Annotated in this window: 24 protein-coding genes and 1 other RNA gene; 20 read left to right on the top strand and 5 right to left on the bottom strand. The window is 49.2% G+C overall.

Annotation, left to right across the window (positions count from 1 at the left end; genetic code table 11):
- Positions 1–115: 115 nt before the first annotated feature.
- The 3 genes from KB559_RS01595 (at position 116) to rnpB (ending at position 2,427) form a co-directional block, all read left to right on the top strand.
- On the top strand, positions 116–877 hold the full coding sequence (locus tag KB559_RS01595; protein WP_211019831.1) for a tRNA (adenine(22)-N(1))-methyltransferase: 762 nt from the start codon (positions 116–118) through the stop codon (positions 875–877).
- On the top strand, positions 853–1,968 hold the full coding sequence (locus KB559_RS01590; RefSeq protein WP_211019830.1) for a Nif3-like dinuclear metal center hexameric protein: 1,116 nt from the start codon (positions 853–855) through the stop codon (positions 1,966–1,968). The genes KB559_RS01595 and KB559_RS01590 overlap by 25 nt, the downstream gene beginning before the upstream one ends.
- Positions 1,969–2,021: 53 nt before the next feature.
- An RNA gene (gene rnpB / locus KB559_RS01585) (RNase P RNA component class A) lies at positions 2,022–2,427 on the top strand.
- A 126-nt stretch (positions 2,428–2,553) separates the two neighbouring features.
- Here rnpB and KB559_RS01580 read toward each other — a convergent pair.
- Positions 2,554–4,434: a S8 family peptidase gene (locus KB559_RS01580; protein ID WP_211019829.1), complete on the bottom strand. Its 1,881-nt coding sequence runs from the start codon at positions 4,432–4,434 to the stop codon at positions 2,554–2,556.
- A 256-nt stretch (positions 4,435–4,690) separates the two neighbouring features.
- Here KB559_RS01580 and KB559_RS01575 point away from each other — a divergent pair, with 256 nt between their 5' ends.
- The 5 genes from KB559_RS01575 (at position 4,691) to thiI (ending at position 8,846) form a co-directional block, all read left to right on the top strand.
- Positions 4,691–4,918: a DUF1540 domain-containing protein gene (locus tag KB559_RS01575; RefSeq protein ID WP_211019828.1), complete on the top strand. Its 228-nt coding sequence runs from the start codon at positions 4,691–4,693 to the stop codon at positions 4,916–4,918.
- Positions 4,919–4,947: 29 nt separating this feature from the next.
- A complete protein-coding gene (locus KB559_RS01570; protein ID WP_211019827.1) occupies positions 4,948–5,343 on the top strand; it encodes a hypothetical protein in 396 nt (131 codons plus the stop codon).
- A 163-nt stretch (positions 5,344–5,506) separates the two neighbouring features.
- On the top strand, positions 5,507–6,238 hold the full coding sequence (locus KB559_RS01565) for a lytic transglycosylase domain-containing protein (RefSeq protein ID WP_211019826.1): 732 nt from the start codon (positions 5,507–5,509) through the stop codon (positions 6,236–6,238).
- Between the two features lie 185 nt (positions 6,239–6,423).
- On the top strand, positions 6,424–7,581 hold the full coding sequence (locus tag KB559_RS01560) for a cysteine desulfurase family protein (RefSeq protein ID WP_211019825.1): 1,158 nt from the start codon (positions 6,424–6,426) through the stop codon (positions 7,579–7,581).
- 2 nt (positions 7,582–7,583) lie between these two features.
- Positions 7,584–8,846, top strand: a complete 1,263-nt coding sequence (thiI, locus tag KB559_RS01555; protein ID WP_211019824.1) for a tRNA uracil 4-sulfurtransferase ThiI — start codon at positions 7,584–7,586, stop codon at positions 8,844–8,846.
- 216 nt (positions 8,847–9,062) lie between these two features.
- Here the strand turns inward: thiI and KB559_RS01550 are convergent, their stop codons facing one another.
- On the bottom strand, positions 9,063–9,770 hold the full coding sequence (locus KB559_RS01550) for a TerC family protein (protein WP_211019823.1): 708 nt from the start codon (positions 9,768–9,770) through the stop codon (positions 9,063–9,065).
- Between the two features lie 147 nt (positions 9,771–9,917).
- On the opposite strand from KB559_RS01550, the gene KB559_RS01545 reads away from it, so the two are divergent.
- The 6 genes from KB559_RS01545 (at position 9,918) to KB559_RS01520 (ending at position 15,308) form a co-directional block, all read left to right on the top strand.
- Entirely contained in the window at positions 9,918–10,574 is a 657-nt protein-coding gene (locus KB559_RS01545) for a TerC family protein (RefSeq protein ID WP_211019822.1), read from the top strand.
- Between the two features lie 187 nt (positions 10,575–10,761).
- Positions 10,762–11,235, top strand: coding sequence for a hypothetical protein (locus KB559_RS01540; RefSeq protein WP_247681492.1), 474 nt, complete (start codon positions 10,762–10,764; stop codon positions 11,233–11,235).
- Between the two features lie 159 nt (positions 11,236–11,394).
- On the top strand, positions 11,395–13,236 hold the full coding sequence (typA, locus tag KB559_RS01535; RefSeq protein ID WP_211019820.1) for a translational GTPase TypA: 1,842 nt from the start codon (positions 11,395–11,397) through the stop codon (positions 13,234–13,236).
- Positions 13,237–13,269: 33 nt separating this feature from the next.
- A complete protein-coding gene (locus tag KB559_RS01530; RefSeq protein WP_211019819.1) occupies positions 13,270–13,584 on the top strand; it encodes a YlaH-like family protein in 315 nt (104 codons plus the stop codon).
- A 91-nt stretch (positions 13,585–13,675) separates the two neighbouring features.
- The gene (locus tag KB559_RS01525; protein ID WP_211019818.1) at positions 13,676–14,755 is read left to right on the top strand and encodes an LCP family protein; all 1,080 of its coding nucleotides are present in this window, start codon (positions 13,676–13,678) and stop codon (positions 14,753–14,755) included.
- Positions 14,756–14,855: 100 nt separating this feature from the next.
- Positions 14,856–15,308, top strand: coding sequence for a pyridoxamine 5'-phosphate oxidase family protein (locus tag KB559_RS01520; protein ID WP_211019817.1), 453 nt, complete (start codon positions 14,856–14,858; stop codon positions 15,306–15,308).
- Positions 15,309–15,353: 45 nt separating this feature from the next.
- On the opposite strand, the gene KB559_RS01515 is transcribed toward KB559_RS01520, so the two are convergent.
- A complete protein-coding gene (locus KB559_RS01515) occupies positions 15,354–16,028 on the bottom strand; it encodes a YhcN/YlaJ family sporulation lipoprotein (protein WP_211019816.1) in 675 nt (224 codons plus the stop codon).
- Positions 16,029–16,149: 121 nt separating this feature from the next.
- On the opposite strand from KB559_RS01515, the gene KB559_RS01510 reads away from it, so the two are divergent.
- Together KB559_RS01510 and KB559_RS01505 are read left to right on the top strand one after the other, a co-directional pair.
- The gene (locus KB559_RS01510) at positions 16,150–17,481 is read left to right on the top strand and encodes a PhoH family protein (protein ID WP_211019815.1); all 1,332 of its coding nucleotides are present in this window, start codon (positions 16,150–16,152) and stop codon (positions 17,479–17,481) included.
- Positions 17,482–17,628: 147 nt separating this feature from the next.
- On the top strand, positions 17,629–18,882 hold the full coding sequence (locus KB559_RS01505; RefSeq protein WP_211019814.1) for an ABC transporter substrate-binding protein: 1,254 nt from the start codon (positions 17,629–17,631) through the stop codon (positions 18,880–18,882).
- An 11-nt stretch (positions 18,883–18,893) separates the two neighbouring features.
- Here the strand turns inward: KB559_RS01505 and KB559_RS01500 are convergent, their stop codons facing one another.
- Together KB559_RS01500 and KB559_RS01495 are read right to left on the bottom strand one after the other, a co-directional pair.
- Positions 18,894–19,982, bottom strand: coding sequence for a coiled-coil domain-containing protein (locus tag KB559_RS01500; protein ID WP_348772877.1), 1,089 nt, complete (start codon positions 19,980–19,982; stop codon positions 18,894–18,896).
- Between the two features lie 144 nt (positions 19,983–20,126).
- Complete coding sequence (locus tag KB559_RS01495) at positions 20,127–20,363, bottom strand: DUF2626 family protein (RefSeq protein WP_211019813.1); 237 nt, start codon at positions 20,361–20,363, stop codon at positions 20,127–20,129.
- A 345-nt stretch (positions 20,364–20,708) separates the two neighbouring features.
- Between KB559_RS01495 and KB559_RS01490 the strand changes: the two genes are divergently transcribed.
- The 4 genes from KB559_RS01490 to KB559_RS01475 all read left to right on the top strand — a co-directional run bounded on the left by KB559_RS01490 (position 20,709) and on the right by KB559_RS01475 (position 24,915).
- Entirely contained in the window at positions 20,709–21,362 is a 654-nt protein-coding gene (locus tag KB559_RS01490; RefSeq protein ID WP_211019812.1) for an RsfA family transcriptional regulator, read from the top strand.
- 201 nt (positions 21,363–21,563) lie between these two features.
- A complete protein-coding gene (locus tag KB559_RS01485; RefSeq protein ID WP_211019811.1) occupies positions 21,564–22,544 on the top strand; it encodes a ketopantoate reductase family protein in 981 nt (326 codons plus the stop codon).
- A 61-nt stretch (positions 22,545–22,605) separates the two neighbouring features.
- A complete protein-coding gene (locus tag KB559_RS01480) occupies positions 22,606–22,989 on the top strand; it encodes a DUF3397 domain-containing protein (RefSeq protein ID WP_244861388.1) in 384 nt (127 codons plus the stop codon).
- A gap of 222 nt (positions 22,990–23,211) precedes the next feature.
- Positions 23,212–24,915 carry a peptide ABC transporter substrate-binding protein gene (locus KB559_RS01475; protein WP_211019810.1) on the top strand — a complete coding sequence of 568 codons (1,704 nt, stop codon included), beginning with the start codon at positions 23,212–23,214 and terminating at the stop codon, positions 24,913–24,915.
- Positions 24,916–25,047: the final 132 nt, after the last annotated feature.

The raw sequence follows: 25,047 nt of genomic DNA, 5'->3' as shown, positions 1-25,047 counted from the left end.
CTTTTGGAAGTATTTCCTTCTTTTTCTTTATTGTTCTTTATTTTAGCTTTTTTCCAAGACCATTGCAAATGGTCTTGGGAGGATAAATACCAAAAATAGGGGGTGTGGTTGCGTCATGAAACTTTCAGCAAGATTACAGCATATTGCGGACCGGCTTTCGCCCGGTTGCAGGCTGGCGGATATAGGATCGGATCATGCCCTGCTTCCGGTTTATGCGGTACAAAACGGGCGTGCCTCCTTTGCCGTAGCGGGCGAAGTAAACGATGGTCCTCTTGAAGCGGCCAAGCGGCAGGTAGCCGAAGCCGGAGAGAGCAAGCGGGTGTCTGTCCGTAAAGGAGACGGCCTGGCCGTTGTCGAGCCGGGAGAAGTGGATGCCATCACGATTGCCGGTATGGGCGGAGCGTTGATCGCCTCGATTCTGGAGGCAGGGAAAGACAAGCTTGCGGGAGTTAAGCGGCTTGTCCTTCAGCCGAATGTCGGGGAGGATATCGTGAGGAGCTGGCTTATTGCAAACGGCTGGTATTTGAGTGAGGAGATCATCCTTGAGGAAGACGGCAAAATATATGAGATTCTTACGGCGGAGACAGGACCGGATGCAGCCAAGCTCAACGATCAATTATATTCGGAGCGTACGATTTCCGGCAGCACGGTTTCTCTTACCAGAGATCTGCTTTTGCTTATGGGTCCGCATTTGACGGAATCGAAGGACGAGGTGTGGTTTGCCAAATGGCGCTCCGAAATCGATAAGCTGGATAAAATCCGGCAGTCCGTGGCCACATCTAAACAGGAATCTTCGCGTGAGAAAGAAGAGTCGTTGAATCAACTTTCAAACCGGCTTAAGGAGGTGCTGGCATGTTTGCAAAAGGCCAAACTGTAATTCAGTATATGGAGCAGCTTGCCCCCAAGCATGTGGCGATGGAGGATGACAAGATCGGTCTTCAGCTTGGAACGCTGCAAAAGGAAATTACGGGCGTACTGACCGCGCTTGATGTGAATGAAGAGGTGGTCGACGAAGCAATCGCGCTCGGAGCCAATTTAATCATTGCTCATCACGCCATCATTTATCGTCCGCTTCGGAATTTGCAGAGCGATACGCCGATGGGCAAAGTATATGAAAAACTGATTAAACATGATATTGCTGTTTATGTGGCACATACGAACCTTGATGTGACCGAAGGCGGGATGAACGATTGGATGGCGGAGGTGCTCGGTATTGAGAGCAGCTCTTCCGTGGAAGACATCCACACCGACAATATGTACAAGCTTGTTGTATTCGTGCCTAAGGACCATCATCAACGCGTGCTGGATGCCGTGCTGAACGCAGGGGCGGGCGCTATCGGCAATTATAGCCATTGCAGCTTCAATATTGAAGGATACGGTACCTTCGTTCCTGGAGAAGGAACTGATCCGTTTATCGGGAAACAGGGCCAACTGGAAAAAGCGGAGGAAATCCGGATTGAAACCATTGTGCCTCAAAGCATTCGCAGCAAAGTGATTCAAGCGATGTTGAAAAGCCATCCTTATGAAGAGGTGGCTTACGATCTGTATCCGATGGACCTGAAGGGCCGTACCTTCGGACTCGGACGGGTCGGCAAGCTGAACGAGCCGGTTACTTTGAAACAATTCGTCCAGCGTGTGAAAGAGAAGCTGGATGTACCGTTTGTTCGAGTGGTCGGCGATTTGGACCGTCAGATTAAAAAAGCGGCGGTGATCGGGGGCTCAGGCGGGAGATACTGGAAGGCTGCGATGTTCCGGGGAGCGGAGGTGCTCGTTACGGGAGATATCGATTACCATACGGCCCAAGATGCGTTGATGGCCGGACTCACCTTGATCGATCCGGGGCATAACGCCGAGAAGATTATGAAGCCTCGGGTGGCTGCGTGGTTAAAGGAAAAACTGGAGGAAGGGAAATACGAAACCAAGGTGTTTAGTTCCGGAGTTCATACGGAGCCGTTTAATTTCCTCTAGTTTCTACTTGTGATTCAGCGGCAATGCCTGTATACTATCAAGTGTTGCTTTCGAAAGTTTGACAGACAATCGCCGGCGGCTTAACGGCCGCGGGAGGAAAGTCCGGGCTCCATAGGGCAGGGTGCTGGATAACGTCCAGTCGGCGCGAGCTGAAGGATAGTGCCACAGAAATGGACCGCCGATGGCCGCTGCAAAGCGTGCACAGGCAAGGATGGAACCGAGGTGTAAGAGACCCCGAGGAACGCTGGTGACTTCGTTCCTGGTAAACCCCATCTGGAGCAAGACCTAATGGGACGCAGCTTCCCTGAGAAGCAGCCTTAGCCCGAGGCGCGTCCGGGTTGGTCGCTGGAGCCGCCCAGTAATGTGCGGCCTAGATAGATGATTGTCGCTCAAAGCGGGAGGGTAGTTCCCGTTATTACCGCAAAGAGTACAGAACCCGGCTTACGGCAAACTTTCTTCACTGCAACTCACATGCATCATGTATGAATGGGAAATTGGACTTTTATAGCGGAAAAATGCAAAAACGGTTGGATAGAGGATTTCCTCATCCAACCGTTTTTTTGTGCGAAGTCATAAAGTGTAGTCTTACATAGCGTCATTCAGGATTTTGTTCATTTTGCGCTGCATTGACTGCGGCCAGAACTGCAAGGGGGCCGAGTTACCCTGCGCCGACTCCAGCGCCGAAAAGACATCGATTTGGCCGTATCCGAAGTATTTGTCGTGACCGGGATCCCCCAAATCAATAACGTTCTTGCGGATGATGTCCATGACTTCCGTATTTTTTAATTTAGGGTTCACGGATCGTATCAAAGCGGCCAAGGCGGATACATGGGGGCTCGCCATGGAGGTGCCCGATAAAGCGGCGTACTGGTTGTCGGGATAGGTGCTCGCAATACTTTCGCCCGGCGCCATCACATCTACGTAATCGCCGTAGTTGGAGAATGATGCCCGCTGCAGGTGGTAATCCGTCGCGGAGACGGACAGCACCTCCGGATAGGCTGCCGGATAACCCGGACGCTCCGTGTTGTCGTTCCCGGTTGCCGCAATTAGGACCACGTCACGATCAAAGGCGTATTTGATCGCCTCATGCAGAAACTGGGCATCCGCATAATTTCCGAGGCTCATATTGATCACTTTGGCACCGTGATCGGTAGCCCAGATGATTCCCTGGGCCACGGAATAGGTCGTGCCGGATCCGGTTTTGTCCAGCGCTTTTACGGGCAGGATTTTGCCTCCCCACATCATTCCGGCAATTCCTTCGTTATTGTTCACATTGGCGGAGATGATACCGGCGACATGGGTGCCGTGACCAACGTCGTCAACGGGATCGTCGCCCGGTGAGACGACGTTGTATCCTTTCAGGAGCCGGCCTTGGAGATCGGGATGCTTCAGATCCACGCCCGTATCGACGACGCCTACGATAACATCGTTGCTTCCTTTGGACAACTTCCAGCCCCGGTTAGTCTCGATGATCGGCAGATTCCATTGGTATTCAGAGAACAGCAGGTCATTCGGGATTTCCGGATTCTCATCGCCCAGACCGGTTACATTTTCATTGGTCATGTACAGATAGTGCGGTTCGACATGGTTCGGTTTCCAATGCTTTTTAAAATACGTTGTCAATTGCTTCATATCCATCGATTCCGAACGGAAAATATAAGTGTTGCCGATGTTTTGCGCCGGATTGCACCGCAGATCGCGCTCGATCTTCTTCATATCTGCAGCGGAAGGCGCCTTCCCGAAAGTGACGACAATTTCGTTTTCGTAATAATGGCTCGCTTTTTCATTGTCATGGCCGGTTTTTACGGTAATATCCTGCAATGTGTCGGCATGGACGGATTCGATCTTATACTTTCCTTCTTTGGGATAAGAGATGAGGCGCAGATTTTTATGTTGGTGATCCTGTACCCGGCTTAAAATCCCCATATCCAGCACTGCGATCATTCCCTGTTGATTCTTGCCCTGAGCGGGTTCTGCAGCTACAACATATTTCGGATTACCCTGCGGAAAACCAGGCGATTCATAAGAATTTCCTTTGCGGAGGGCATTCCGGGCGAAGCCCAAATAAGTGTCCAACTGTTTTTGCTCCGCTGCTTCCAGCCGGAATTTTGCCGCTCGAAATTCCCGTTCCTGCTTCCCCGTGTACCAACGCAGGGAAGGAAATTGTTTATGATCCTTCTGTAAATCTCCGGCATCTGTCGGTAATTTCCCTGGCTGTGCAGCGGCGAATTTATCGGCAAGCAGGCGAAGATGCCTCTTGGCGTCCAGCCTTGCAAGGCGTTCCGTAGCGGTCATGTCGCGCTTCAGCATCATTTGTTTCAGCTTATGTTCCTCGGCCGGATTTTTAACGGTTTTGATCTCAGCTTGCCGGTTAGCAGAAGGGGCGGACGAATCCGGAATCAAGTTGTAAAGAGCAACAGCGGCGACTCCCGCAAGGGCCAGCGCAGCCCATCTCTGCCATCTCATGTAGGTCCTCCTTTGCACAATATAAAGATAGACATAGAATGAGGTAAAACCGATGGTTTTATTCTTAAAGGACCGCGGTGAATGCAGGTCAAGGGTAACGTTTTCCAGCGTTTTTTGCGATATGGGGATCGTCAAATGGACAAACTGAAGAAATGCCGCAAATGCCTGCACAGCATCTTTTTTGTATCGATTTAACAGCTGGCGCTCCGCATACCGGCACGGGCCTCCGGGGAAAATGAACGGTGAGGTGATCATAATGCCAAACGGCGAAAAACCGATAGTTAAATGCAGCGTATCGAATTGTACCTATTGGGGTGAAAAAAACCTCTGTCAGGCCGATCTGATCATGATCGATATCGATAAGCATGCAAACCAGAGCTATAACGCCGAATTTGCCGGTGAATCGTTTGATACTGAGCATCAGGACACTGCCGCTTCGTCTTCCGCAACTTGCTGTCATACGTTTAAGCCGAAATCGTCGTAACCCGGAAGCCAAATTCAGGAGGTGCTGTGATGACTGATCGTACAAAGGATAAACAAGACCATCCCGTTTCCTCGAAAAAACGTGTGGATTATCCTAGAAAGACCCATCAGGAGGAGTACGCGGCAGAGGTGGTGCCGATGAGCACCGTCGCCGACAGACGAAGCGAACGGCGCGATGCCGACAATTCCGTACGTGCAGAACGCTCTGAAAACGGCACGGCTACGGCAGGGAAAACCGTCGGCTATGTGGGCGTCGGTTTCGGGATAGCGTCGCTTTTCATGTGGTCCATCATCTTGGGACCTTTGGCGGCAGTGATGGGATTTTACGCCTACAGCCAGGGTAATAAAACTTCCGGTGCCTGGGCAATCGGCCTTGGAGTTGTTGCCACGCTGAGTTATTTCGTCCTTATACCCTTTACCCGCTAAACGAGAGCAGTTTGTAAAAAGGACCGACGCCAAAGGTGTCGGTCTTTTTTTACCTGGAGCGAGGCATTTTTACATTTTGCGACAAATAGGTGGTCAAGCCTGCGATTCATGTGTAAAATATAGGGTATACCACCTTTTTAACGTGAAGAGGAGTCAAGCAAACATGCAAATCGATCCACGCACCATGACGCAGCTAATACAGTTACAGACCGTTAACGATATCGACCTCCAAGGGAATGCGGCAGCACGTACCAATGTCGATGGCGAAGGTTCCTTGTTTGATATATTGCTTCAAGAAATGATGATGGCGGAAGGCCGTACCGAGTCCAGTGATCTGGTGGGCAAGCTTCCGTTATCTGCGCTTACTTATGGTTCCGGTTATGAGGGGTGGATCTCGCAGGCTTTACCTGCCGAAGTCCTCGGTGGGCAAGCCGTGGAGGCGTCTGCTTATCGGCCCTCGGCCTCGATTGGCCAGGAACGCGGAGAATTGGATGAACTGATCACCCAAGCCAGCCGCAATTACGGTGTGTCCGAAAGTCTGATCAAAGCCGTCATCGAGACGGAATCCTCGTTTAACCCAGGGGCCGTATCATCGGCTGGAGCTAAAGGATTGATGCAGCTTATGGACGGAACGGCCAACGGGCTCGGCGTGAGCAATCCGTTTGACCCGGGGCAGAACATCGACGGCGGAACACGTTATTTGTCCTATCAGCTCAAGCGGTTTGGCGGCAATGAGAACACGGCGCTTGCAGCTTATAATGCCGGACCGGGCAGGCTGCAAAAGCTGGGGATTTCCAACGACCAGGAACTGATGGATAAGCTGCACTTGCTTCCCCGGGAGACGCAGAATTATATCGCTAAGATTGCGGCTGCACGCTCCAAGTATGAAATTTAACGCATGCCATGCAGTTTGACGGCAAAACGGTAATGAATGGATTGTACTGAATCCGCTAAGGTAAGGGGTTCATCTAGGGAAAGATCAAATGGGAAAACGCTCCGGCTGCCGGATTTTCGCGTTTTTTCTTTTGATCTTTTTTTGAAGTCTATATTTGATTTGGATTGGTTCAGGAGGAAATAAAGATGAGATATTTTGATCACGCGGCAACCACGCCTCCATATGACGAAGTGACCCGGACCATTGCTGAAGTGATGGCTCTGCATTATGGGAATCCGTCATCTCTGCACCGGCTTGGAGAAGAAAGCGGCAAGCTGCTGCGCAGGGCGCGGGAAGTATGTGCCGGAGCGCTGGGAGTTTTGCCCGGCGAAATTGTATTTACTTCAGGAGCCACGGAAAGCAACAATATGGCTATTAAGGGCGCGGCGCTTCAGTATGTCAAACGGGGCAAGCACCTGATCACTACAGCCACGGAACATCCGTCCGTATATGAGTGCTGCAGGCAGCTTGAGCAGTGGGGCTGGGAAGTTACGTTTTTACCAGTGAATAAAGAGGGCAGGGTATCCGTAGAGCAAGTTGACGAGGCTATCCGGAAGGATACGGTCCTGGTGTCCGTGATGCATGTCAATAATGAAACAGGAAGCGTTCAGCCTGTAGCAGAAATAGGAAGCCTGCTGAAAGAGAAATATCCGCGTGTGCTTTTTCATGTGGATGGAGTTCAGGGGTTTGGAAAAATAGAGCTGCCGATCAAGGAGAGCGGAATTGATTTATACAGCTTGTCCGCGCATAAACTAAGGGGACCGAAAGGGATCGGCCTGTTGTATGTGCGCGATGGAGTTACCTTACAGCCCCTGCTTGCCGGTGGAGGCCAGGAGGAAGGGCGGCGGCCGGGAACGGAGAACATCCCGTATGCCGTTGGCATGTCCAAGGCGATCCGGCTGGCCAAGGAAGGGGGCCCCGAGCGGGCAGTTCACCTTAGATCGCTTAAAGATAAACTGATTCGCGGCATAGCCACTCTTCCGGAGCTGGAGTTGAATTCTGCGTTGGAGGAGACTCACGGCGCACCGCATATCGTTCATTTCTCTTATCCCGGAATGAAATCCGAAGCTTTCTTGCACATGTTGGAGGAAGAAGGGTTCCTGGTATCGACCCGGTCGGCCTGCTCTTCCAAACGGGCCGAGCCAAGCCGGATTTTGCTTGCGATGGGCAAAAGTCCCGAGGCTGCCGCAGCGGGCATTCGAATCAGTCTGGGTGAGGAGCATACGGGCAAGGATATTGCGGATCTGCTGGAGGCGCTCAATAAATGTGTACGGCGTGTAAGGAATTTAAAGGGAGAGAGATGACCATGACATCATATGATATGCTGCTGCTTCGTTTTGGAGAAATTACAATCAAGGGAAAAAATAGGTCCCGGTTCGAAAAGGCCGCGCTGGCCCACGTGAAATCGCTGCTTAAGCCGTATCCTGCAACGAAGGTAATCCGGGAATACGGGCGGATTTATGTCGAACTCCATGGGGAACCGGCGAGAGAGGTCAGCGAATCCCTTAAACATGTATTCGGCATAACTTCGATTAGCCCGGTCAAAGTCTCTCCTTCCAGACTGGAGGACATCATTAGCGCGGCAAAAGAATTCGTGGGAAGCGTGCCTGCCGACCGGCATATTCCTTTTAAAGTGAACGCCCGCAGAGTATGGAAGGAGTTCCCCTACGGCTCGCAGGAAATGAATCGGCTCGTCGGGGGACCGATCCTGCAGGCTGCCCCCGGCTTGAAAGTGGATGTCCATCACCCCGAGCTCGAGCTGCGCGTGGAGATCCGGGAGCAAGGCACTTATCTTTATTCCGAGGTTATCCCGGCCGCAGGCGGATTTCCGCTAGGCACCAACGGGAAGGCGATGCTGCTGCTCTCCGGCGGTATTGATAGCCCTGTGGCAGGCTGGTCCGCGATGAGACGCGGACTTGAGATCGAATGCGTTCATTTCCACAGCTATCCGTTTACAAGCAAGAAGGCGGAGGAAAAAGTGATCGAACTGGCTAAAGTGCTTTCCCGCTATGCTGGGCAAGTTAAGCTTCATCTGGTTCCTTTTACGGAGATCCAAACTTCGCTTGCCGGTACCGGACAGGATAATTTGATCATTACGCTAATGCGCAGGTCGATGCTGAGAATCGCTTCCTTGCTGGCCGAAAAAAACGGGGCGCTGGCACTTGTCACCGGAGACAGCCTCGGCCAGGTGGCGAGCCAGACTTTGCCGAGTATGAACGTGATTGGCCGGGCTACCGAGCTGCCGCTGCTGCGGCCGCTTGTAATGAGCGATAAAGATGAAATCATTAGTCTGGCCAAGAGAATAGGCACCTTTGATTTGTCCATTCTGCCATATGAGGACTGCTGCACATTGTTCGTACCGAAATCGCCGACAACGAATCCGAATCTGCGGATTATCGAGAAGATTGAAGCGGGCTTGAACGGTCTTGCCGAACAAATCGAAACTGCCGTACGGGATACGGAAACCCTGATCATCAAGCCGCATGAGGAAGTTGTTAGATCATCCCCTGATGATATCAGCAGCGGGAATATGGCGGGAGCAGGGACTATCGACAACAATTGGTTTTAAATGCTCCGGTTTTACGCTGCCCTCTCCATTGTTCGTCGCTCTTTTCTCTTGACTTTTGTCATCGGACGCGCACTACCAAAACTTCAGTTATCCCAAAACCTACGCATCAATTTGACGCAAAGCTTAGCTGAATTCATCGCCTAAGAAATAAAACAAATCGCTCCCGCTGGCCTCAGGCCGGTCCGGGAGCGATTTGTTTTATCTTGGCACCGATGTTTAACGGGTAGCCGGATGGGACCGGCGTTTTTCCTCTTCCTTCTCGCGGTGCTTTTGTTTCGTTCTATAACCGGCAAATAGCACACCGGCCATAACGAGCGCGATAAACAGGTACCGCAGAATAGGGTTGTCCTCAAAAAAGCCAATGAAATGCGGTTCTTCGGTAATCATATGAGCTGCGGTGTAGGCCAGCACGGCCGCCCCGACATAGGCGATCCAGGGAAACATTCCGAGCAGCTTAATAAATAAGGTGCTTCCCCACACGACGATCGGCACACTGATCAGCAGTCCGATGATTACAAGAATTGTATGTTGTCCCGATGCGCCGGCTACAGCGATTACGTTATCCAGCCCCATCGCGGCATCCGCAATGACAATAGTTCGTACCGCAGGCCAAAGCGAATCTTTGGCTTCGACGGAATCGTGATCACCTTCATCGGCAAGCACTTTATAAGCGATAAAGATGAGCATGAGTCCGCCAACCGCAAGCAGCCAAGGAATTCCCAACAGCCAGACGACCACAAGCGTGGCGGCGATGCGAAGCAGAATAGCGCCGGCCGTACCGTAAAGGATCGCCTTCTTCTGAACTGTCTTGGGAAGCTTTCTAGCCGCCATTCCGATGACAATTGCGTTATCTCCAGCCAAAATCAAATCGATAAAAATGATATTGATCAGAGAGAGAAAAAATGTTGCACTGAAAAATTCCACTTATGTCACTTCCTCTTCAGACGTATATACGTATTAATTAACCAAATGGATTCATTTGTCCAGATTATTTTTACAAAAGGATAAAGACATAGCTTGCCCACTTACCTCATAAAAATGATAAGAGGTTGTTCAAAAAGGGGGATAAGCGTGGATCAGCTGATACTGCTTTCAGAAATTCTGATCATAAATTTGGTGCTCAGCGGCGACAACGCTCTTGTTATTGCGATGGCAAGCAAGGAACTGCCGCTCCAGCAGCGCAAACGGGCCGTATGGTGGGGGGCACTGGGAGCGGTATTGCTTCGTTGTCTCTTGTCATGGATTGCTGTGGTTCTGCTGCAAATTCCGTTTATTCAGGCAGCCGGCGGACTATTGCTTGCAGGCATTGCCTTTAAGCTTCTATTACCCCACGACGAGACTACGCGAGTTCGTGAAGCGGGTACGATGTGGCGTGCGATCCGAACCATTCTCGCGGCGGATTTTATTATGAGTCTCGATAATGTGCTTGCGATTGCGGCACTGGCCGACGGGGATCTCGCCATCCTCGTTATTGGGATTGCGATCAGCATCCCGATCGTGGTCTGGGGCAGTAATCTGATTGCGGACTGGCTGCAGCGCCTGCCAATACTGACTTATGCCGGCGCCGGAATTCTTGGCTATACGGCAGGAGATATGCTGCTGCATGATCCCAAGCTTGGGGGGCTGCTTGAGACGACTCTGCCGGCACTTGCGAACATGCTGCCGGTTGCACTGGCCGCGCTCGTTATTATGTTCGGCTGGGTGAAAAAATATCAGGCCGGTCGCTGAACTCCAGCCGGATTCAATTTGCGGACCGAGGCATGAAAAAATCACTCTCTTGATCCGGGAGAGAGTGGTTTTTTATGCTGTTTTCATTTAAACTGAAATCATAAAGGGAATGTCGTAATTTGCCGCGGCATGTCCCTCATTGTCTAACCGGAAGGTGTGTGATGGGATGTCCGATAACAACAAGCTAATGACCGGAATTTTGATTCTGGCTGCCGGGATCATCATCCTGCTTGGGAAACTCGGGGTATTCAGTTTTCTTGGAAAGGCGCTTTGGCCGCTACTGTTGCTGATACCGGGCATTGTATTTCACCTGTGGCATTTTTGGAGAAAAGGGCCGTCCGAGCTGCTTCTGCCCGGCGGGATTCTGACCGTTTACGGTGTTCTGTTTATTATTGCGAACATTTGGGGATGGACCACCCTCAAGTACAGCTGGCCCGGATTTATCCTCGGAATCGCTGTCGGACTGTACGAGTATGAATTTTTCTCCTCCGTCCGCCAAAACGGGGTTATGATTGCGGCTGTCATTGTGGGAGCCGTGTCCGTCATATTGTTCGGCATCACCTTATTTTCGCTGGCGCTGATCTATTTGGTTGCCATTGCGCTGATAATAGGAGGCATCTGGTTGATTGCCGCGCGGGGAAAAACCCGGCGAAGCTGGTGATGTATGGAAAGTTCTTGAATTTCTCTAAAATTTGCGTATAATATAAGGGATATGTCCAAGCGTCGGGATATGAGAACTCCGACGCTTGTTTTGTGGTGATTCAGCTGTCTTAGCTTTATAGAATAAGCAAACAGAGACGAAAGGATATGGAGAAAACCCATGCATGAAAGAAAACAAATCCGCAACATTGCGATTATTGCTCACGTAGACCACGGCAAAACGACGCTTGTCGACAAACTGCTTCAACAGTCCGGTATTTACCGGGAACATGAATCCGTCCAGGAACGCGCGATGGATTCCAATGATCTGGAACGCGAACGCGGAATTACCATTCTGGCCAAAAATACCGCGATCACTTATAAAGATTATTTGATCAACATTGTGGATACTCCGGGACACGCCGACTTTGGCGGCGAAGTGGAACGGATTATGAAGATGGTAGACGGCGTGCTGTTGGTCGTCGATGCTTACGAAGGCTGCATGCCGCAGACCAAATTCGTACTTCGTAAAGCGCTTGAACATCAGTTGACCCCGATTGTCGTCGTTAATAAGATTGACCGCCCTGCAGCCCGCCCTGCGGAAGTAATTGATGAAGTACTCGATCTGTTCATCGAGCTTGAAGCGAACGATGAACAGCTTGAATTCCCCGTTGTATATGCATCCGCTTTGAACGGAACCTCCAGTTTGAACCCTGAAAAACAGGATGAGAACATGCTGGCTCTTTACGAAACGATCATCGACCATATCCCGGCTCCTACGGAGAACGTGGAAGAACCGCTCCAATTTCTCGTCACTTTGATGGACTATAATGAATATCTGGGCCGAATTGCGATTGGCCGTGTCAATCGTGGCGTGATTCGCCAAGGTCAACCCGTTGCGGTTATGACGCGCGACGGCGGTAAGAAATCAGCCCGCATCGAGAAGCTGTTCGGCTTCCAAGGGCTGAAACGCGTTGAAATTGAAGAAGCCGGAGCCGGCGATATCGTGGCGATCGCAGGGATTAAAGATATCAATATCGGAGAGACCATTGCCGATCCGAATCAACCGGAAGCTTTGCCTGTTCTGAAAATCGACGAACCGACGCTGCAAATGACCTTCCTGGTTAATAACAGTCCGTTTGCCGGACGCGAAGGAAAATGGGTAACCTCCCGTAAACTTCGCGAGCGGTTGCTTAAAGAACTGGAAACCGACGTTTCTTTGCGCGTCGACGAAACCGATAGCCCGGATGCGTTTATCGTTTCGGGACGCGGTGAGCTGCATCTCGGTATCCTGATCGAGAATATGCGCCGCGAAGGTTATGAGCTCCAAGTGTCGAAGCCGGAAGTTATTGTCAAAGAAATTGACGGCATGAAGATGGAGCCGGTGGAACGGTTGCTGATCGATGTGCCTGAAGAGAGCATGGGCTCCGTAATGGAAAGCCTTGGCTCGCGTAAAGCGGAAATGGTCAATATGATCAACAATGGTAACGGACAGGTACGTCTGGAATTCCTGATTCCGGCTCGCGGTCTGATCGGTTACAGCACTCACTTCCTGACATTGACTCGCGGCTACGGCGTTATGAACCATGCGTTCGATAGCTATGGACCGCTTATTGGCGGCCAGGTCGGCGGACGTCATGAGGGCGTGCTTGTTTCGAGCGAAAACGGCGTTTCCACCCTGTACGGAATTTTGTCCATCGAAGATCGCGGTATCCTGTTCTTGGAGCCGGGAGCTGAGATCTATGAGGGAATGATCGTCGGAGAGCATACTCGCGACAACGATATCGTCGTCAATATCTGCAAAGAAAAGCAATTGACGAACGTGCGCTCGGCGACCAAAGACGATACGGTTAAGATGAAAACGCCTCGGCTCTTCTCGCTGGAGCAGGCGCTTGAATATTTGAATGATGACGAGTATTGCGAAATTACTCCGAAATCGGTTCGTCTGCGTAAGAAGATCTTGAACAAGAGCGAACGCGAACGTGCCGAAAAACATCGCAAAAATGCGGAAGCCAATCTATAATAATTACTAACGATATTGAAGGAGGGACCCGTCTTGCAGGCTTGGTTTGCGCAAAATCCGGTAATATCCTACATTCTAATTTATGTGCTTGTGATTTTCGTGTACAACAAAGTGTTCCGTACCCAACAGAAGCTCCCGCTTCTGAAGGAGATTATCCTGTACCTGCTTATGGCGATCGGTTCTTTCCTTCTGCTTATTTTTCAGATCGATAAGCTGCCGATTATTCAATGTCTTCTCGTAGCCGTGGTTTTGATGCTGATGGTGCGAATCCGTTATTTTGTAGAAGGACGTCGGAGCCGGAAGGACAAGTCCGCTTCCGAGCCGTCCGCCGTGAATAAGCAGGACTAGTTCTGCTGTCCATGGAGGCTGTAACTAATCGCGGTCTCTATTCGTTATTATTCATGCGGCTTAATACAGACGAAATTAGGTGTTAGATTTCATGAGTTCTAATCGCAGCGGTTTGCCTCCTCGGGGGCAGAACCAAAGAGTAACTTCCAAAGGCAAGAGTCCGAAGAAAAGAAAAAAATCCGGCGGAAAAACCTTTCTGAAGGTTCTGTTGAGCATTATGATTTTAGCGGTTGTCGGCGTTGGCGCCTATATAGGTTTCCTTTGGCTGACAGTCGATAAGGTAATTGACGATACCGGGACTTCAGCTAATGTGGCTCCCGAGAAATCGGCTAAGGTAAAGCCGCTCACCATGCTGCTGCTTGGAACGGATTATCGGCCGAAAACAGGAACCCATCTGAGCGACGTGATGATGGTAATCTCCATGAATCCTGATACAAAATCGGCTACCGTCGTTTCCTTGCCTCGGGATACCCGATTTGAAATGGACGGCTACAAGACGAACAAGCTGAATGCCTTTTATCCGAATTTCCTGGCAGCCGAGAAGAAATCGGGCATCTCCGCCGAACAGGAAATGAAAACGATGATGGGCAAATATTTCGGCTTGACCATCGATTATGTAACGGTTCTGAATTTTCAGGGTTTCCGCGACATCGTTGACTCGCTTGGCGGCGTCGACGTGAACGTAGATGCTAACATGTGCTACCGGGACAGCGCTGATGGAACTGATATTAACTTGAAGGCGGGGCCGCAGCATCTGAACGGCGAGGATGCGCTCGGCTTTGTCCGTTACCGGAAGTCGAATTGCAGTCCCAAGACAAAGGCATCGGACGACTTTGACCGTAACCGCCGGCAGAACGAAGTACTGCACGCTCTGATCGATCAGGCGAAATCCTTAAACGGGGTACTTGGCGCAGGCAAGGTCATCGAATCGGTCGGCAAAAATATGGAGACCGATCTGGAATCCAAGCAGATGAAAAATATGATCTCTACTTATTGGAACATTTCCAAGGAAAATGTCGATTTCGTGCCGGTAACCGGACAATGGAAGAGCCCTTATGTTTATGTGAATGACGACGAGCTTGAACAGGCCAAGCAGGCGCTGAAGAATGAGCTTGCCGGGACGAAAACGGCGCCGTCGACTGGGGAATCCGACGAACAAGCAGGCAATTGACGATTGAATGCAAGTTTTTGGCCATGGTATAATACAATTAGTTATACGGTTTTAATGATGAAGAATCCAATGACGATTTGTACTACAGGAGGGCTGGCATATGTCCGAACTCGTAACCCAATTGTCTGAACCGTTATACGCTGCATTCCAGTCCGAAACTTTTGTTTTGCTGAGTACGGTTGACGAAGAATCCGGGGGACCGACTTCCAGTGCAATTTCATGGATTTACGCCCTGGATCATTCCACGCTGCGTTTTACGCTGGATCACCGGTCAAGATTGGTCCGAAACATCAAGGCCCATCCGAGAATTACGGTTACCGTGTTTGGCGATGAGACGATTTATGCGATTAACGGTAAAGCAGAGGTTGTCCAAGACCCGCTTGAAGGGGTTCCATTCAAAATGTGCTGCTTCGACATGAAGATTGACGCGGTCCGCAATGCGCTGTTCTATGGAGCGCAGCTTGCCTCCGCGCCGTCCTATGCCAAAGTGTATGATCACCGTGCGGCGGAACTCTTGGACAACCAAGTGTTTGCTGCCATGAAAAAAGCCTAGCGAATTTTTCGCTGGGCTTTTTCTTTTGGGACATCCCATTTCCGGTTATCTGCCTGGGGCCATTTGCATCTCTCTGGTTCCGTGGTTTTTGGTACGGTTGACGTCTTGCTTGCCGCCGGTTCTATCATGGATGGTTCCATTGCTGCGGATTCCGTCGTTGACATTGCCGGTCCCGTTATTCTGAACCTTAGGCACATTGTCTCTCGGAGTGGTATCACCCGGCATCTGCGGCACGATTCGACCGATAATGTCGGCCAACTCGGTTGCAAACCCGCCGATCGGATTTCCGTTCGCAATTTTATCGCCGATTTCGGCGATCCGCTGGTTTAGATCGATATCGGCGGTCACGATAGCGCCAGCGCCTTGGGGATCCTTGCGGAGCGCCTCGGCTACCGTATATTTGATGCTTCCTACCCGGGCGCGTTCCAGTTTTGAATCAACATCGATGCCAACCACCGCAGTTTTACCCATGACGACACAATGAGCGCCTTTTACGCCAGGTACCCTTTTTACCAGTTCCTCCAAATGGTTTTGTCGTTCTGTCGCCGACAACGCTCTGGTACCTGTACCATCTGTCATATTCCTGTTCCCGTCGTTTGTGCTTTGAGCACGGGGACCGTTGTTAGTTTGATTCTGAGGAGAGGGTGATGCCTTTTTAGTTGCCGTACCGCAGCTTGTAAGCAGAAAAATCGTCAATAACAAACACAGCCATATTCGCATGAACTGCTACCGTCCTTTCAGTAGGGATCTTGTAGTAAACTATACTTTTTAACATTTCCCGGACGGGGGAAAGTATGTATGCGAATTAGAGGCTGCAAGATGTTCGGTGGAGGGGATATTCGTGAAAAAAATCTTTGTGCTCGATACCAATGTTTTGCTGCATGATCCGAATGCAATATTTGCTTTTGACGAGCATGAGGTAGTCATACCGGCGGTAGTCCTGGAAGAAATCGACTCCAAGAAGAGGAATGCGGAAGAAATTGGCCGCAATGCGCGCAGGGTTTCCCGGCTTCTGGATGGACTTCGTGAAATCGGTCATTTGCATGACGGAGTTCTGCTGGAAAGCGGGGGGAGGCTGAAGGTGGAACTGAACCACCGCAGTTTTCTCAAGGTACAGGAGATGTTCGGCGAGATTACGAACGATAACCGGATATTGGCCGTGGCGCTCAACTATCATCTGGAACAGCAGGAAAATAATGAGCCGCGTTCTGTCGTTCTGGTCAGCAAGGATGTGCTTGTCCGGATCAAAGCCGATGTTCTGGGTTTGAACGCCCAGGATTATTTGTCCGACCGCACAGCGGGCCCGTCGGATTTATACTCCGGATACTCTACCCTTAAAGTGCATCCTTCCGTTATCGATGAATTTTATTCATACCGTTATTTACCGATCAAACCGCTGGGACTGTCCTATAATCTCTATCCGCATGAGTTTGTTATTTTAAAAGATGAAATGGGCACCGGAAAATCGGCGCTACTGCGTGTTAATTGGGATGCTTCCAAACTTGAGCCGTTATATTTAAGCAATGATCCCGTTTGGGGGATCAGCGCCCGCAATGCCCAGCAGAGGATGGCGCTGGAATTGCTGTTGAACGATGAGATTCCGCTCGTAACCATAACAGGCAAAGCGGGGACAGGGAAAACATTGTTGGCGCTGGCCGCCGGTTTATTGAAAGTGGAAGATGACCATAAATATAAAAAGCTTCTGATCGCACGCCCGGTCGTTCCGATGGGCAAGGACATCGGTTATTTGCCGGGTGAGAAGGATGAAAAGCTCCGCCCCTGGATGCAGCCGATCTATGATAATCTCGAGTATTTATTCGATACGAAGAAGTCCGGCGATATCGAGAAAATTTTGATGGGGCTGGGCAGCATACAGGTTGAGGCGCTGACGTACATCCGCGGGCGCTCGATTCCAGGGCAGTTCATTATTGTGGACGAAGCGCAAAATTTGACCCGGCATGAAGTGAAGACGATCGTCTCCCGGGTAGGTGAGGGAAGCAAAATCATTTTAATGGGAGACCCTGAGCAAATCGACCATCCTTATCTCGATTCGGCCAGCAATGGATTGACCTACCTGGTGGAAAGGTTTAAGGAACAGGGAATCAGCGGCCACATTACTTTGGAAAAGGGGGAGCGTTCCAAGCTGGCCCAACTGGCTGCGGACCTGCTCTAGCCATGGACATAAGAGACCGCTGTTACAATGCCGAAGCGAAAGCTTCGGCATTTTTTACCGTGACGTCATTTTTGTAATGATTTGTAAGGACAATCTCCGAGCAGATTTGTTACAATAGGGGGTAACAAGCGGAGAGGAAGAACCGGTGTGAAGCGAAAAAACCATTGGGTGCTTTTTGCCATCCTTTTACTCGCCTTGATCAATTTGTCGCCAAGCGAAACATCGACCCTGATAAGATCCGAGGACCAAGGAGAAACGGAACCGATTACCCCGCAAAGCCTGGAAACGGAGAAAGACCCAGGCTCTATTTCGGTTGCGGTTCAATTAAATGATTCCGATTTTCTGCGTCTACAACAGCTGAATCAGCAGGTGGTGGATGAATATCATATTGAAGTTGAGCTGAGAAATCTTCCGGCCGGAAAGGATTATTCGGGTATTCGGCAGGAATTGGAACTGGGGGATTCTCCGGATGTCCTCCTGCTGAACAATACATGGATCCGGAGATTTGCTTCCGGCGGCTACTTGCTTCCGACCGAAAGTTATTATTCGGGTTCTTTGACCGGCGAAGTGTTAAGCGCTTCCTTAACGCAAAATGAGTGGAATGGCTATGTGTGGGCGGTTCCGATGGATGCCGATCCTTACGTATGGGTGTATCATCCCGGTAAGCTAAAAGAGGCCGGGCTGGAATTTCCCGCATCGGGGAGCGATTGGGGAGCGCTGCTAAACGCTTATAAGAAACATCCTTCATCTCCTTATTTGTTCGCATTGGATTTTAACGACCCTTATGCTGTGATGTCGTTCATGTGGCAACTGACGGGACAACGCGGTTCAACGGATGAGACGTCCTTGTTCAAGCCCACCGAGGAGCTGGAAACGGTAGTTCAGCAACTGGATACGATGAAGCCATTCTTGACGACTCTAGGATCACCGGGGGAAGAAGAAACGTGGAATAAACTGTTCAACGGAGAAGCGGCCTTTGCTTTGGTAAGGTGGAGCGATGCTAAGCGGCACCAGCATCCGAATCTCACAATCGTCTACCCGGATCAGGAATCACCTGCAGGCGGAGCATGGGTAGGAGGAAGAAGTTACGCCGTCTCGGCGCGATCGGGTAATAAAGAAGCGGCCGGTCTGTGGATTACGGCAATGACAACCCAGCTTCAGCAGCGTCAGTGGTTTGACTTAACGGGATATTTGCCAGTGTTAAAAACGATGTACTACCAAGCGTCCCGCAATGGACTTCCTGCCTGGATCCCGGCTTCATTCGTAAATGGAAAGGGAACTCCGCTGCCCGTGGGGGCCGGAATTCCCTTGCTAATGGAGAAATATGGCGCATTGTCCTCATCTTTTTTATACGGGGAGCTCAGTTATAAATCCTATTTAAGTGAATTAGAGTCCTTATAAGTTCGTTATTCTCATAAAACAATTTTTAGTTTCACGATCAGGGTTCCCTCTCGGATGTCCGCTTCGGTGGCTTCGACGAAGGGAACTATTTTTTTGGGATAAAATCCGAGATCGAAATCTTCCTCAAGCTCGGCTCTTGTCGTATCCGGCAGTTCCAGGCCGTTAAACAGCAGCCGGTCCACATGGAAGATGATCGAATTTTGCGGTTCGTTTTCAACGGTATAATGGCCCTCCACCACCAATTCAAGACCTTCCCTCCGACCTTGTGCAATAATGCGCCCGTCTTCAAAGACAAAGGACATGTTCTTTAGCAGCTCGTTTTTGGAGCGGAGAAAATCGTTCAAGTCCGCTTCCTTGACCGTCAGCGTATAGCCGTTCTTACCGGAAGAGAGACTGTCTTTATGATCTTTTAAAAAGTCAGGGAAATCGGACATCGCCGTCGCCAGCGCCCGGAAATGGCGGCGGATTTCATACAGACCGACATTTTCCCAGTAAGTGGTCAGCTCTTGGATCATAGCTTTCATTTTCTCGGGATCGCTACTTGCGCTTAGCGAACCGTCCAGGCTTTCCTGCAGAAGGGCGACGCGGTCCCGCTGCTGGAGTAAGGCGGTCTTCATTTGATCAAGGTCGGACGACAACTGATCCAGCTTGCGTTTCGTTTTTGCCAAACCCGCATATTCCTTTTTGTAGGCATCCATAATATGTCGGTCTCGTTCAACGATCAATTGATAATAGTCCAGCATCGTAAAAAAGTCCTTCAGGCTGTCCGCGGACAACAGTGCCGATAGCAGGGTTTCCCGCTCCCCCATATAGTAAGCGGCAATTCGCTTGCCGGCTTGATCCCGGCTTCCGCGGATTTGCTCGTTCTTGTCCGCAAGCTGCAGCTCAAGCTGCTGAATCGATTGCTCGGTTTCCTTCTGCTGCTTCTCGATCCGGACAATTTCCCGGTCGATCTCCACAATCGACAAGCTTTTCTCCAGAACCTTCAACTCCTCGTCCGACATCGGGGCAGCCGCAGTTTGCATCGGCAGCAAGAGGGTGACGGTAAGAGATATCGAGAGGAACAAAGAAGAGATTCTTCTGTTAATTATTTCATCCACTCTCCCCCAATTGGATTCCATCCATATATATGATACCAGTAAACCAAATATCAGTATGTCATTTAATTCCTAACTCGCCAAAAATGAAAAAAGGCGGTCCGGGTGTTGGCCGGATCGCCTTTAATCGGTTTGGAACAGAGGGGATTACAGCGGCATTCCCATCTGAAAGATTGTCCAATAGCTGAAGCCTGTAAAGGCGACAATCATATAACCCCAGAAGAGCAAAATGTACGTTCTTTCCGTAAATTTCAGATAACCGAACAGTACGAAAAAGGCGGTTTGCACGAAGAACAGCAAAGCCATTTCAATCAGGTTGCCGGCGAAAGCCATAAGTCCGATGGCCAATGTGAAGAAGCCAAGAACGCGGAACATGCGATCCAAGAGAAAATCCCCCTTTCCTATGTATACACGTCTACCGATTTCTATACCTCATTATACCCGTTACCCCAACATGTGTAAACGAAAAGTCATAATATTTAGCAAGTTATAGCTCGGTTTGTGATATATATTATTGCCTGTCATTTCGGATTAATGAGTGGAAATTCGGTTTTTTTTGAAACAGGTATGGAGGCGCTTTAAATTGGAAATACATTTTAGTATCAAATAGATTCTATGAACTCTATGAGAGGCATAGAAATGGAGTAAGAAGCTTTTTACCAGCGAGCCTGCCGGAACAGCCGGTCGGAAGACGGTTATATTAGGATGTCGTTAGGAGGTTTTTATAGCATGACAGCAGTGAGACAAGATGCGTGGAGTGCGGAAGATGATTTGATTTTGGCGGAAGTGACTCTGCGCCATATTCGGGAAGGCAGTACCCAATTAACCGCCTTTGAGGAAGTTGGGGAACGTATCGGAAGAACGGCAGCAGCTTGCGGTTTCCGGTGGAACAGTTGCGTTCGCAAAAAATATGAAGCGGCGATTGGCATTGCCAAGGCCCAAAGGCAAAAACGGAGTTACATGAAGAAGCAGGGAAGCCTTGCGGGCAATCCGGCGATTTCATCGCTGGCCCCGGTTGAGCTGGACGAAGTGAACTACAGAAGCGAGGGCGTTACGGAAGAGACGATTTCTATCGATGCGGTGATCCGCTTTTTACGCGGCTGGAAAAGTACGATTCAGGATACGAGCCGGCACGTGAAATCTCTTGAGAAAGAGTTGAGGGATAAAGAAGAGCAGCTTGCCAGACTCCGCGAGGAGAATCAGCATCTGTCAACCCAAGTAAATGAAGTGCAGACCGACTACAGGGTAGTGAATGACGATTATAAGGCATTAATCCAAATTATGGATCGCGCCCGCCGGTTGGCCTTTCTAAATGAGGAAGACGAGGAAGCGAAAACGAGATTTAAGATGGATGCAAATGGAAATTTGGAACGAATCGAATAGTGAATATCGAATAGTAAATAATGAAGTGAAAAGAATGCAATAAGAAATCAAGAGTACAAAGCGAATCCTGCCGATACGGCAGGATTTTATTATTTTCAGGGCTGTTTTGTATTAGAAGGTCTGGTATAAAGAAAGAAGGAAACTATACAAGATCATTCAATTTAGTTCATCTAATATAGCTCGGCGGAAAGGAAGAAGAAGATGAAAATCGAGGTTATCGGTTCGGGCGCACTGGGCATGTTGTTCGGAGGAATGCTGGCCGCATCCGGCGAGGAGGTCGCTTTTTGGACAAGAACAGCTGAACAAGCGGCGACGCTTCGTGAGTGCGGAATTGTAGTCAAAGGGCAAGATGATTCGGTATTGCATATAACGCCGAACACTTTTACAGCCACCCCTTTGGCAGAAGCGGGTGAAAATACAAGGCAGGATACACCGGAATGGATTTTGCTAACCGTGAAGCAGCGGCATATCGATGCGAGTCTGTTAAGCGGCATGAAGGCAAGGGTGGGAAACAATACGAAAATCGCCTGCTTTCAAAACGGTGTCGGACATATAGAGAAGATTAAGACCTCTTTTGGAGGAAATTCCGTCTATGCGGTAATCACTACCGAAGGGGCGAAAAGAGAGGAAGGATCCGTAGTAATCCGTGCGGGGCAAGGCGCGACCCGAATCGGTATTCCCGGTTATTCCAGGTTTGCAAACCTTGCAGAATCAGGTGTGGAAAAGAATGAAGCGAGTAAAAAAGCAGGGGAAAGTTTAGTGAATCGGCTTCAAAAGGCAGGATTTGAATCATTTTTGTCGAATGACATCGATAAAGAGATTTACAGGAAGTTATTAATTAATGCTGTTATAAATCCTCTGACCGCCCTATTGCGAATCCCCAACGGCGAATTGCTGGATGGTGAGGATCGAGCGGAGCTGATCCGCCAGCTTTGCGAAGAGGGCATTCGCGTTTATCAAGCCTGCAGCATCCCATATGATTCCGATATGCACGCCATTATCGCCGATGTTTGCCGTTCTACTTCCACCAATACTTCTTCGATGTTAAAGGATGTTCTCGAGGGGTTGCCTACTGAAGTCGACTACATTAATGGACATCTTGTGGAAATGGCCCGCTCGGTAAATTTACAAGTTCCAGGACATGAAACCCTCTGGCGGTTGATCAGGGCGCTACCCGCATGAATTACCCGTAACAATTTTTGAAAGCCCGAAAGGCAATTAAATTCTCTGAGGAGGTGGAGCTTTGGGTATTTTGCTCACGTCTATCTTCGTTCTCTCCGTGATGCCGATCATTCCTTTTATAATTGTGTATTTCATTACCTACTATTTAAAGAAAGACAAGAAAGCGGCCGTAAAGCTTGCTATGGATGTGACAACGTTGTTTCTGATCCTGTCCGTTTCCGCCTTGTTTAACATTGTTTTCGCTTCAAAGTTCGGATTCTATCTCATTTTGCTTGTTTTGCTGATCGCCGTCGGACTGATCGGAGGAGCGCAAAACCGGATGAAGGGCAAAGTGGATATGCGAAGACTGCTTAGGGCAGTTTGGAGGCTGACGTTTGCCGGAACCGGAATCGCCTATATTTTGCTTTTTCTCATTAGCTTCATTACATATGTTTCAGCAGCTTAGATTCTGCTAAAGAGAAATCTGGAATTACATAAAATAAATGACATCATAGGTTAATTGTTAAGAAAATAAAAAGTCAATATTGTAGAAAGGACTATTTTGTTAAGAAATAGTCCTTTTTATTAACCACTGATTAAATTTCAGAAAATTTATGTTGGATTTTTTTGACCGCTGGTTGTATAATCTAAAAACATATACCACAAATTTTAAGGGGGATTCAACAAGATGAAGAAGAGTAAGAGTTTATTGCTCCTTTTGACACTTGTTCTCGCAGTAGGGACGCTGCTCTCGGCGTGCGGCTCTAATGACAAGAACAGTGCAAATAGTGGCAACAACGGAACTTCCAACAGCGACAAGAATGCTGCAAACAGCGGCGAAGCAAAGTTGGCCGCCGATCAAACGCTTAGAATCAACCTGAGTGCGGAACCGCCTACTTTTGACCCGGCTCAAGCACAAGACAGCCAAGCTAACACCGTGCTGAAAATGATGTATGAAGGTTTGACCCGCATGGACGAAGCTGGCGAAGCCCAACCTGCAGCAGCAGAATCTTGGGATATCGACGGAACCAAATACACTTTCCATCTTCGTAAAGATGCCAAATGGAGCAACGGCGACCCTGTAACCGCAAATGATTTCGTATTTGCTTGGGAGCGCGTGCTGAGCCCGCAAACAACTCCGGCTCCTCCTTATGCTTATCAATTGTACTACCTCAAAAATGCGCAAGAATATAATGAAGGAAAAATTACGGATTTCAGCCAAGTTGGCGTGAAAGCTGTAGACGACAACACACTGGAAGTGGAATTGACTGGACCAACACCTTACTTCCTCGGTCTGACTTCTTTCTACACGTTCTATCCGGTTCACCAATCCGTGAAGAACGATGACAAGTGGGCTGTTGACGCAAGCAAAATGATCGTAAACGGTGCTTTTACATTGACGAACTGGACTAAGGGCCAAGCAATCGATGTTACAAAGAACGAGAACTATTGGGATAAAGGTAACATCAGACTGAATAAAATCACTATGTCCCTGGTAAACAGTGGCGCTACTGAATTGACAAGTTACAAAAACGGTGAATTGGACCGCGCCGGACACCCTAACGGTGAAATTCCGACCGACCAAATTCCGATTGTACAAAAGGAATTGAAAGACGAATTCCACGTTAAAGGTATTGCAAGTACGTATTACTATGAATTCAACGTGACGGCTAAGCCGTTCGATAACGCTAAAATCCGTAAAGCATTTGCAATGTCCATCGATCGTCAAGCGATTGTAGACAAGGTAACGCTGGGCGGACAGCTTCCGGCTTTCGGCTTTGTGCCTCCAGGTATCAAAGGGGTAAATGACGAATACCGTACTGAAAATAAAGACGACTACTTCACAGAAAATGTGGAAGAAGCGAAGAAATTGCTTGAAGAAGGTATGAAGGAAGAAGGCTACACCAAACTTCCTGAAATCACTTTGATCTACAACTCCAGTGAAGCTCACAAGAAAATTGCTCTCGCTGCAGCTGATATGTGGAAGAAAAACCTGGGCGTTGACGTGAAAACGGAAAACCAGGAGTGGGCTGTATTCCTTGAGAACCGTAGAAGCTTGAACTACCAAATCGCTCGTGCTGCTTGGAGTGCAGACTACAACGATCCGATGACGTTTATCGATATGTGGACATCCAACAGCGGTAACAACGATTCCGGGTTCAAGAATGAAGAATACGACAAACTCGTGAACGAAGCTAAGAGTTTGGAAGACAACGCAAAACGTAACGAAAACTTCAAAAAAGCAGAAGAAATCTTGATCAAAGAAAATCAAGTTCTGATGCCTGTTTACTACTACACTAACGTTTCGGTAGAGAAGCCTTGGCTGAAAGGCATCGTACTAGACTTTAGCGGTGCTATTGATTACACACGTGCTTACCTGGAAGATCATTAATCTAACAGTTTAACGCGTTAAAGAATTACATGGTTTCCTCGGGATATATATGTGGGTATTCCATATATATCCCGTTTTTTTTATGAGCGGCGATTTTATTCAAATTGCAAATGATTAATGGGAATTATATTG

Source organism: Paenibacillus sp. Marseille-P2973 (assembly GCF_018101095.1).
Classification (GTDB): domain Bacteria; phylum Bacillota; class Bacilli; order Paenibacillales; family Paenibacillaceae; genus Fontibacillus; species Fontibacillus vini.
Note: the sequence above shows the minus strand (reverse complement) of the source record. Positions and strands in the feature narration are given on the sequence as shown.

Excerpts from the sequence above, each read along its gene's own strand:
- KB559_RS01490 (WP_211019812.1), top strand. The coding sequence starts at position 20,709 with ATGACAGCAGTGAGACAAGATGCGTGGAGTGCGGAAGATGATTTGATT.
- KB559_RS01565 (WP_211019826.1), top strand. The coding sequence starts at position 5,507 with ATGCAAATCGATCCACGCACCATGACGCAGCTAATACAGTTACAGACC.
- KB559_RS01590 (WP_211019830.1), top strand. The coding sequence starts at position 853 with ATGTTTGCAAAAGGCCAAACTGTAATTCAGTATATGGAGCAGCTTGCC.
- KB559_RS01560 (WP_211019825.1), top strand. The coding sequence starts at position 6,424 with ATGAGATATTTTGATCACGCGGCAACCACGCCTCCATATGACGAAGTG.
- KB559_RS01575 (WP_211019828.1), top strand. The coding sequence starts at position 4,691 with ATGCCAAACGGCGAAAAACCGATAGTTAAATGCAGCGTATCGAATTGT.
- KB559_RS01485 (WP_211019811.1), top strand. The coding sequence starts at position 21,564 with ATGAAAATCGAGGTTATCGGTTCGGGCGCACTGGGCATGTTGTTCGGA.
- KB559_RS01520 (WP_211019817.1), top strand. The coding sequence starts at position 14,856 with ATGTCCGAACTCGTAACCCAATTGTCTGAACCGTTATACGCTGCATTC.
- typA (WP_211019820.1), top strand. The coding sequence starts at position 11,395 with ATGCATGAAAGAAAACAAATCCGCAACATTGCGATTATTGCTCACGTA.
- KB559_RS01515 (WP_211019816.1), bottom strand. The coding sequence starts at position 16,028 with ATGCGAATATGGCTGTGTTTGTTATTGACGATTTTTCTGCTTACAAGC.
- KB559_RS01580 (WP_211019829.1), bottom strand. The coding sequence starts at position 4,434 with ATGAGATGGCAGAGATGGGCTGCGCTGGCCCTTGCGGGAGTCGCCGCT.
- KB559_RS01475 (WP_211019810.1), top strand. The coding sequence starts at position 23,212 with ATGAAGAAGAGTAAGAGTTTATTGCTCCTTTTGACACTTGTTCTCGCA.
- KB559_RS01525 (WP_211019818.1), top strand. The coding sequence starts at position 13,676 with ATGAGTTCTAATCGCAGCGGTTTGCCTCCTCGGGGGCAGAACCAAAGA.
- KB559_RS01570 (WP_211019827.1), top strand. The coding sequence starts at position 4,948 with ATGACTGATCGTACAAAGGATAAACAAGACCATCCCGTTTCCTCGAAA.
- KB559_RS01595 (WP_211019831.1), top strand. The coding sequence starts at position 116 with ATGAAACTTTCAGCAAGATTACAGCATATTGCGGACCGGCTTTCGCCC.
- thiI (WP_211019824.1), top strand. The coding sequence starts at position 7,584 with ATGACATCATATGATATGCTGCTGCTTCGTTTTGGAGAAATTACAATC.
- KB559_RS01540 (WP_247681492.1), top strand. The coding sequence starts at position 10,762 with ATGACCGGAATTTTGATTCTGGCTGCCGGGATCATCATCCTGCTTGGG.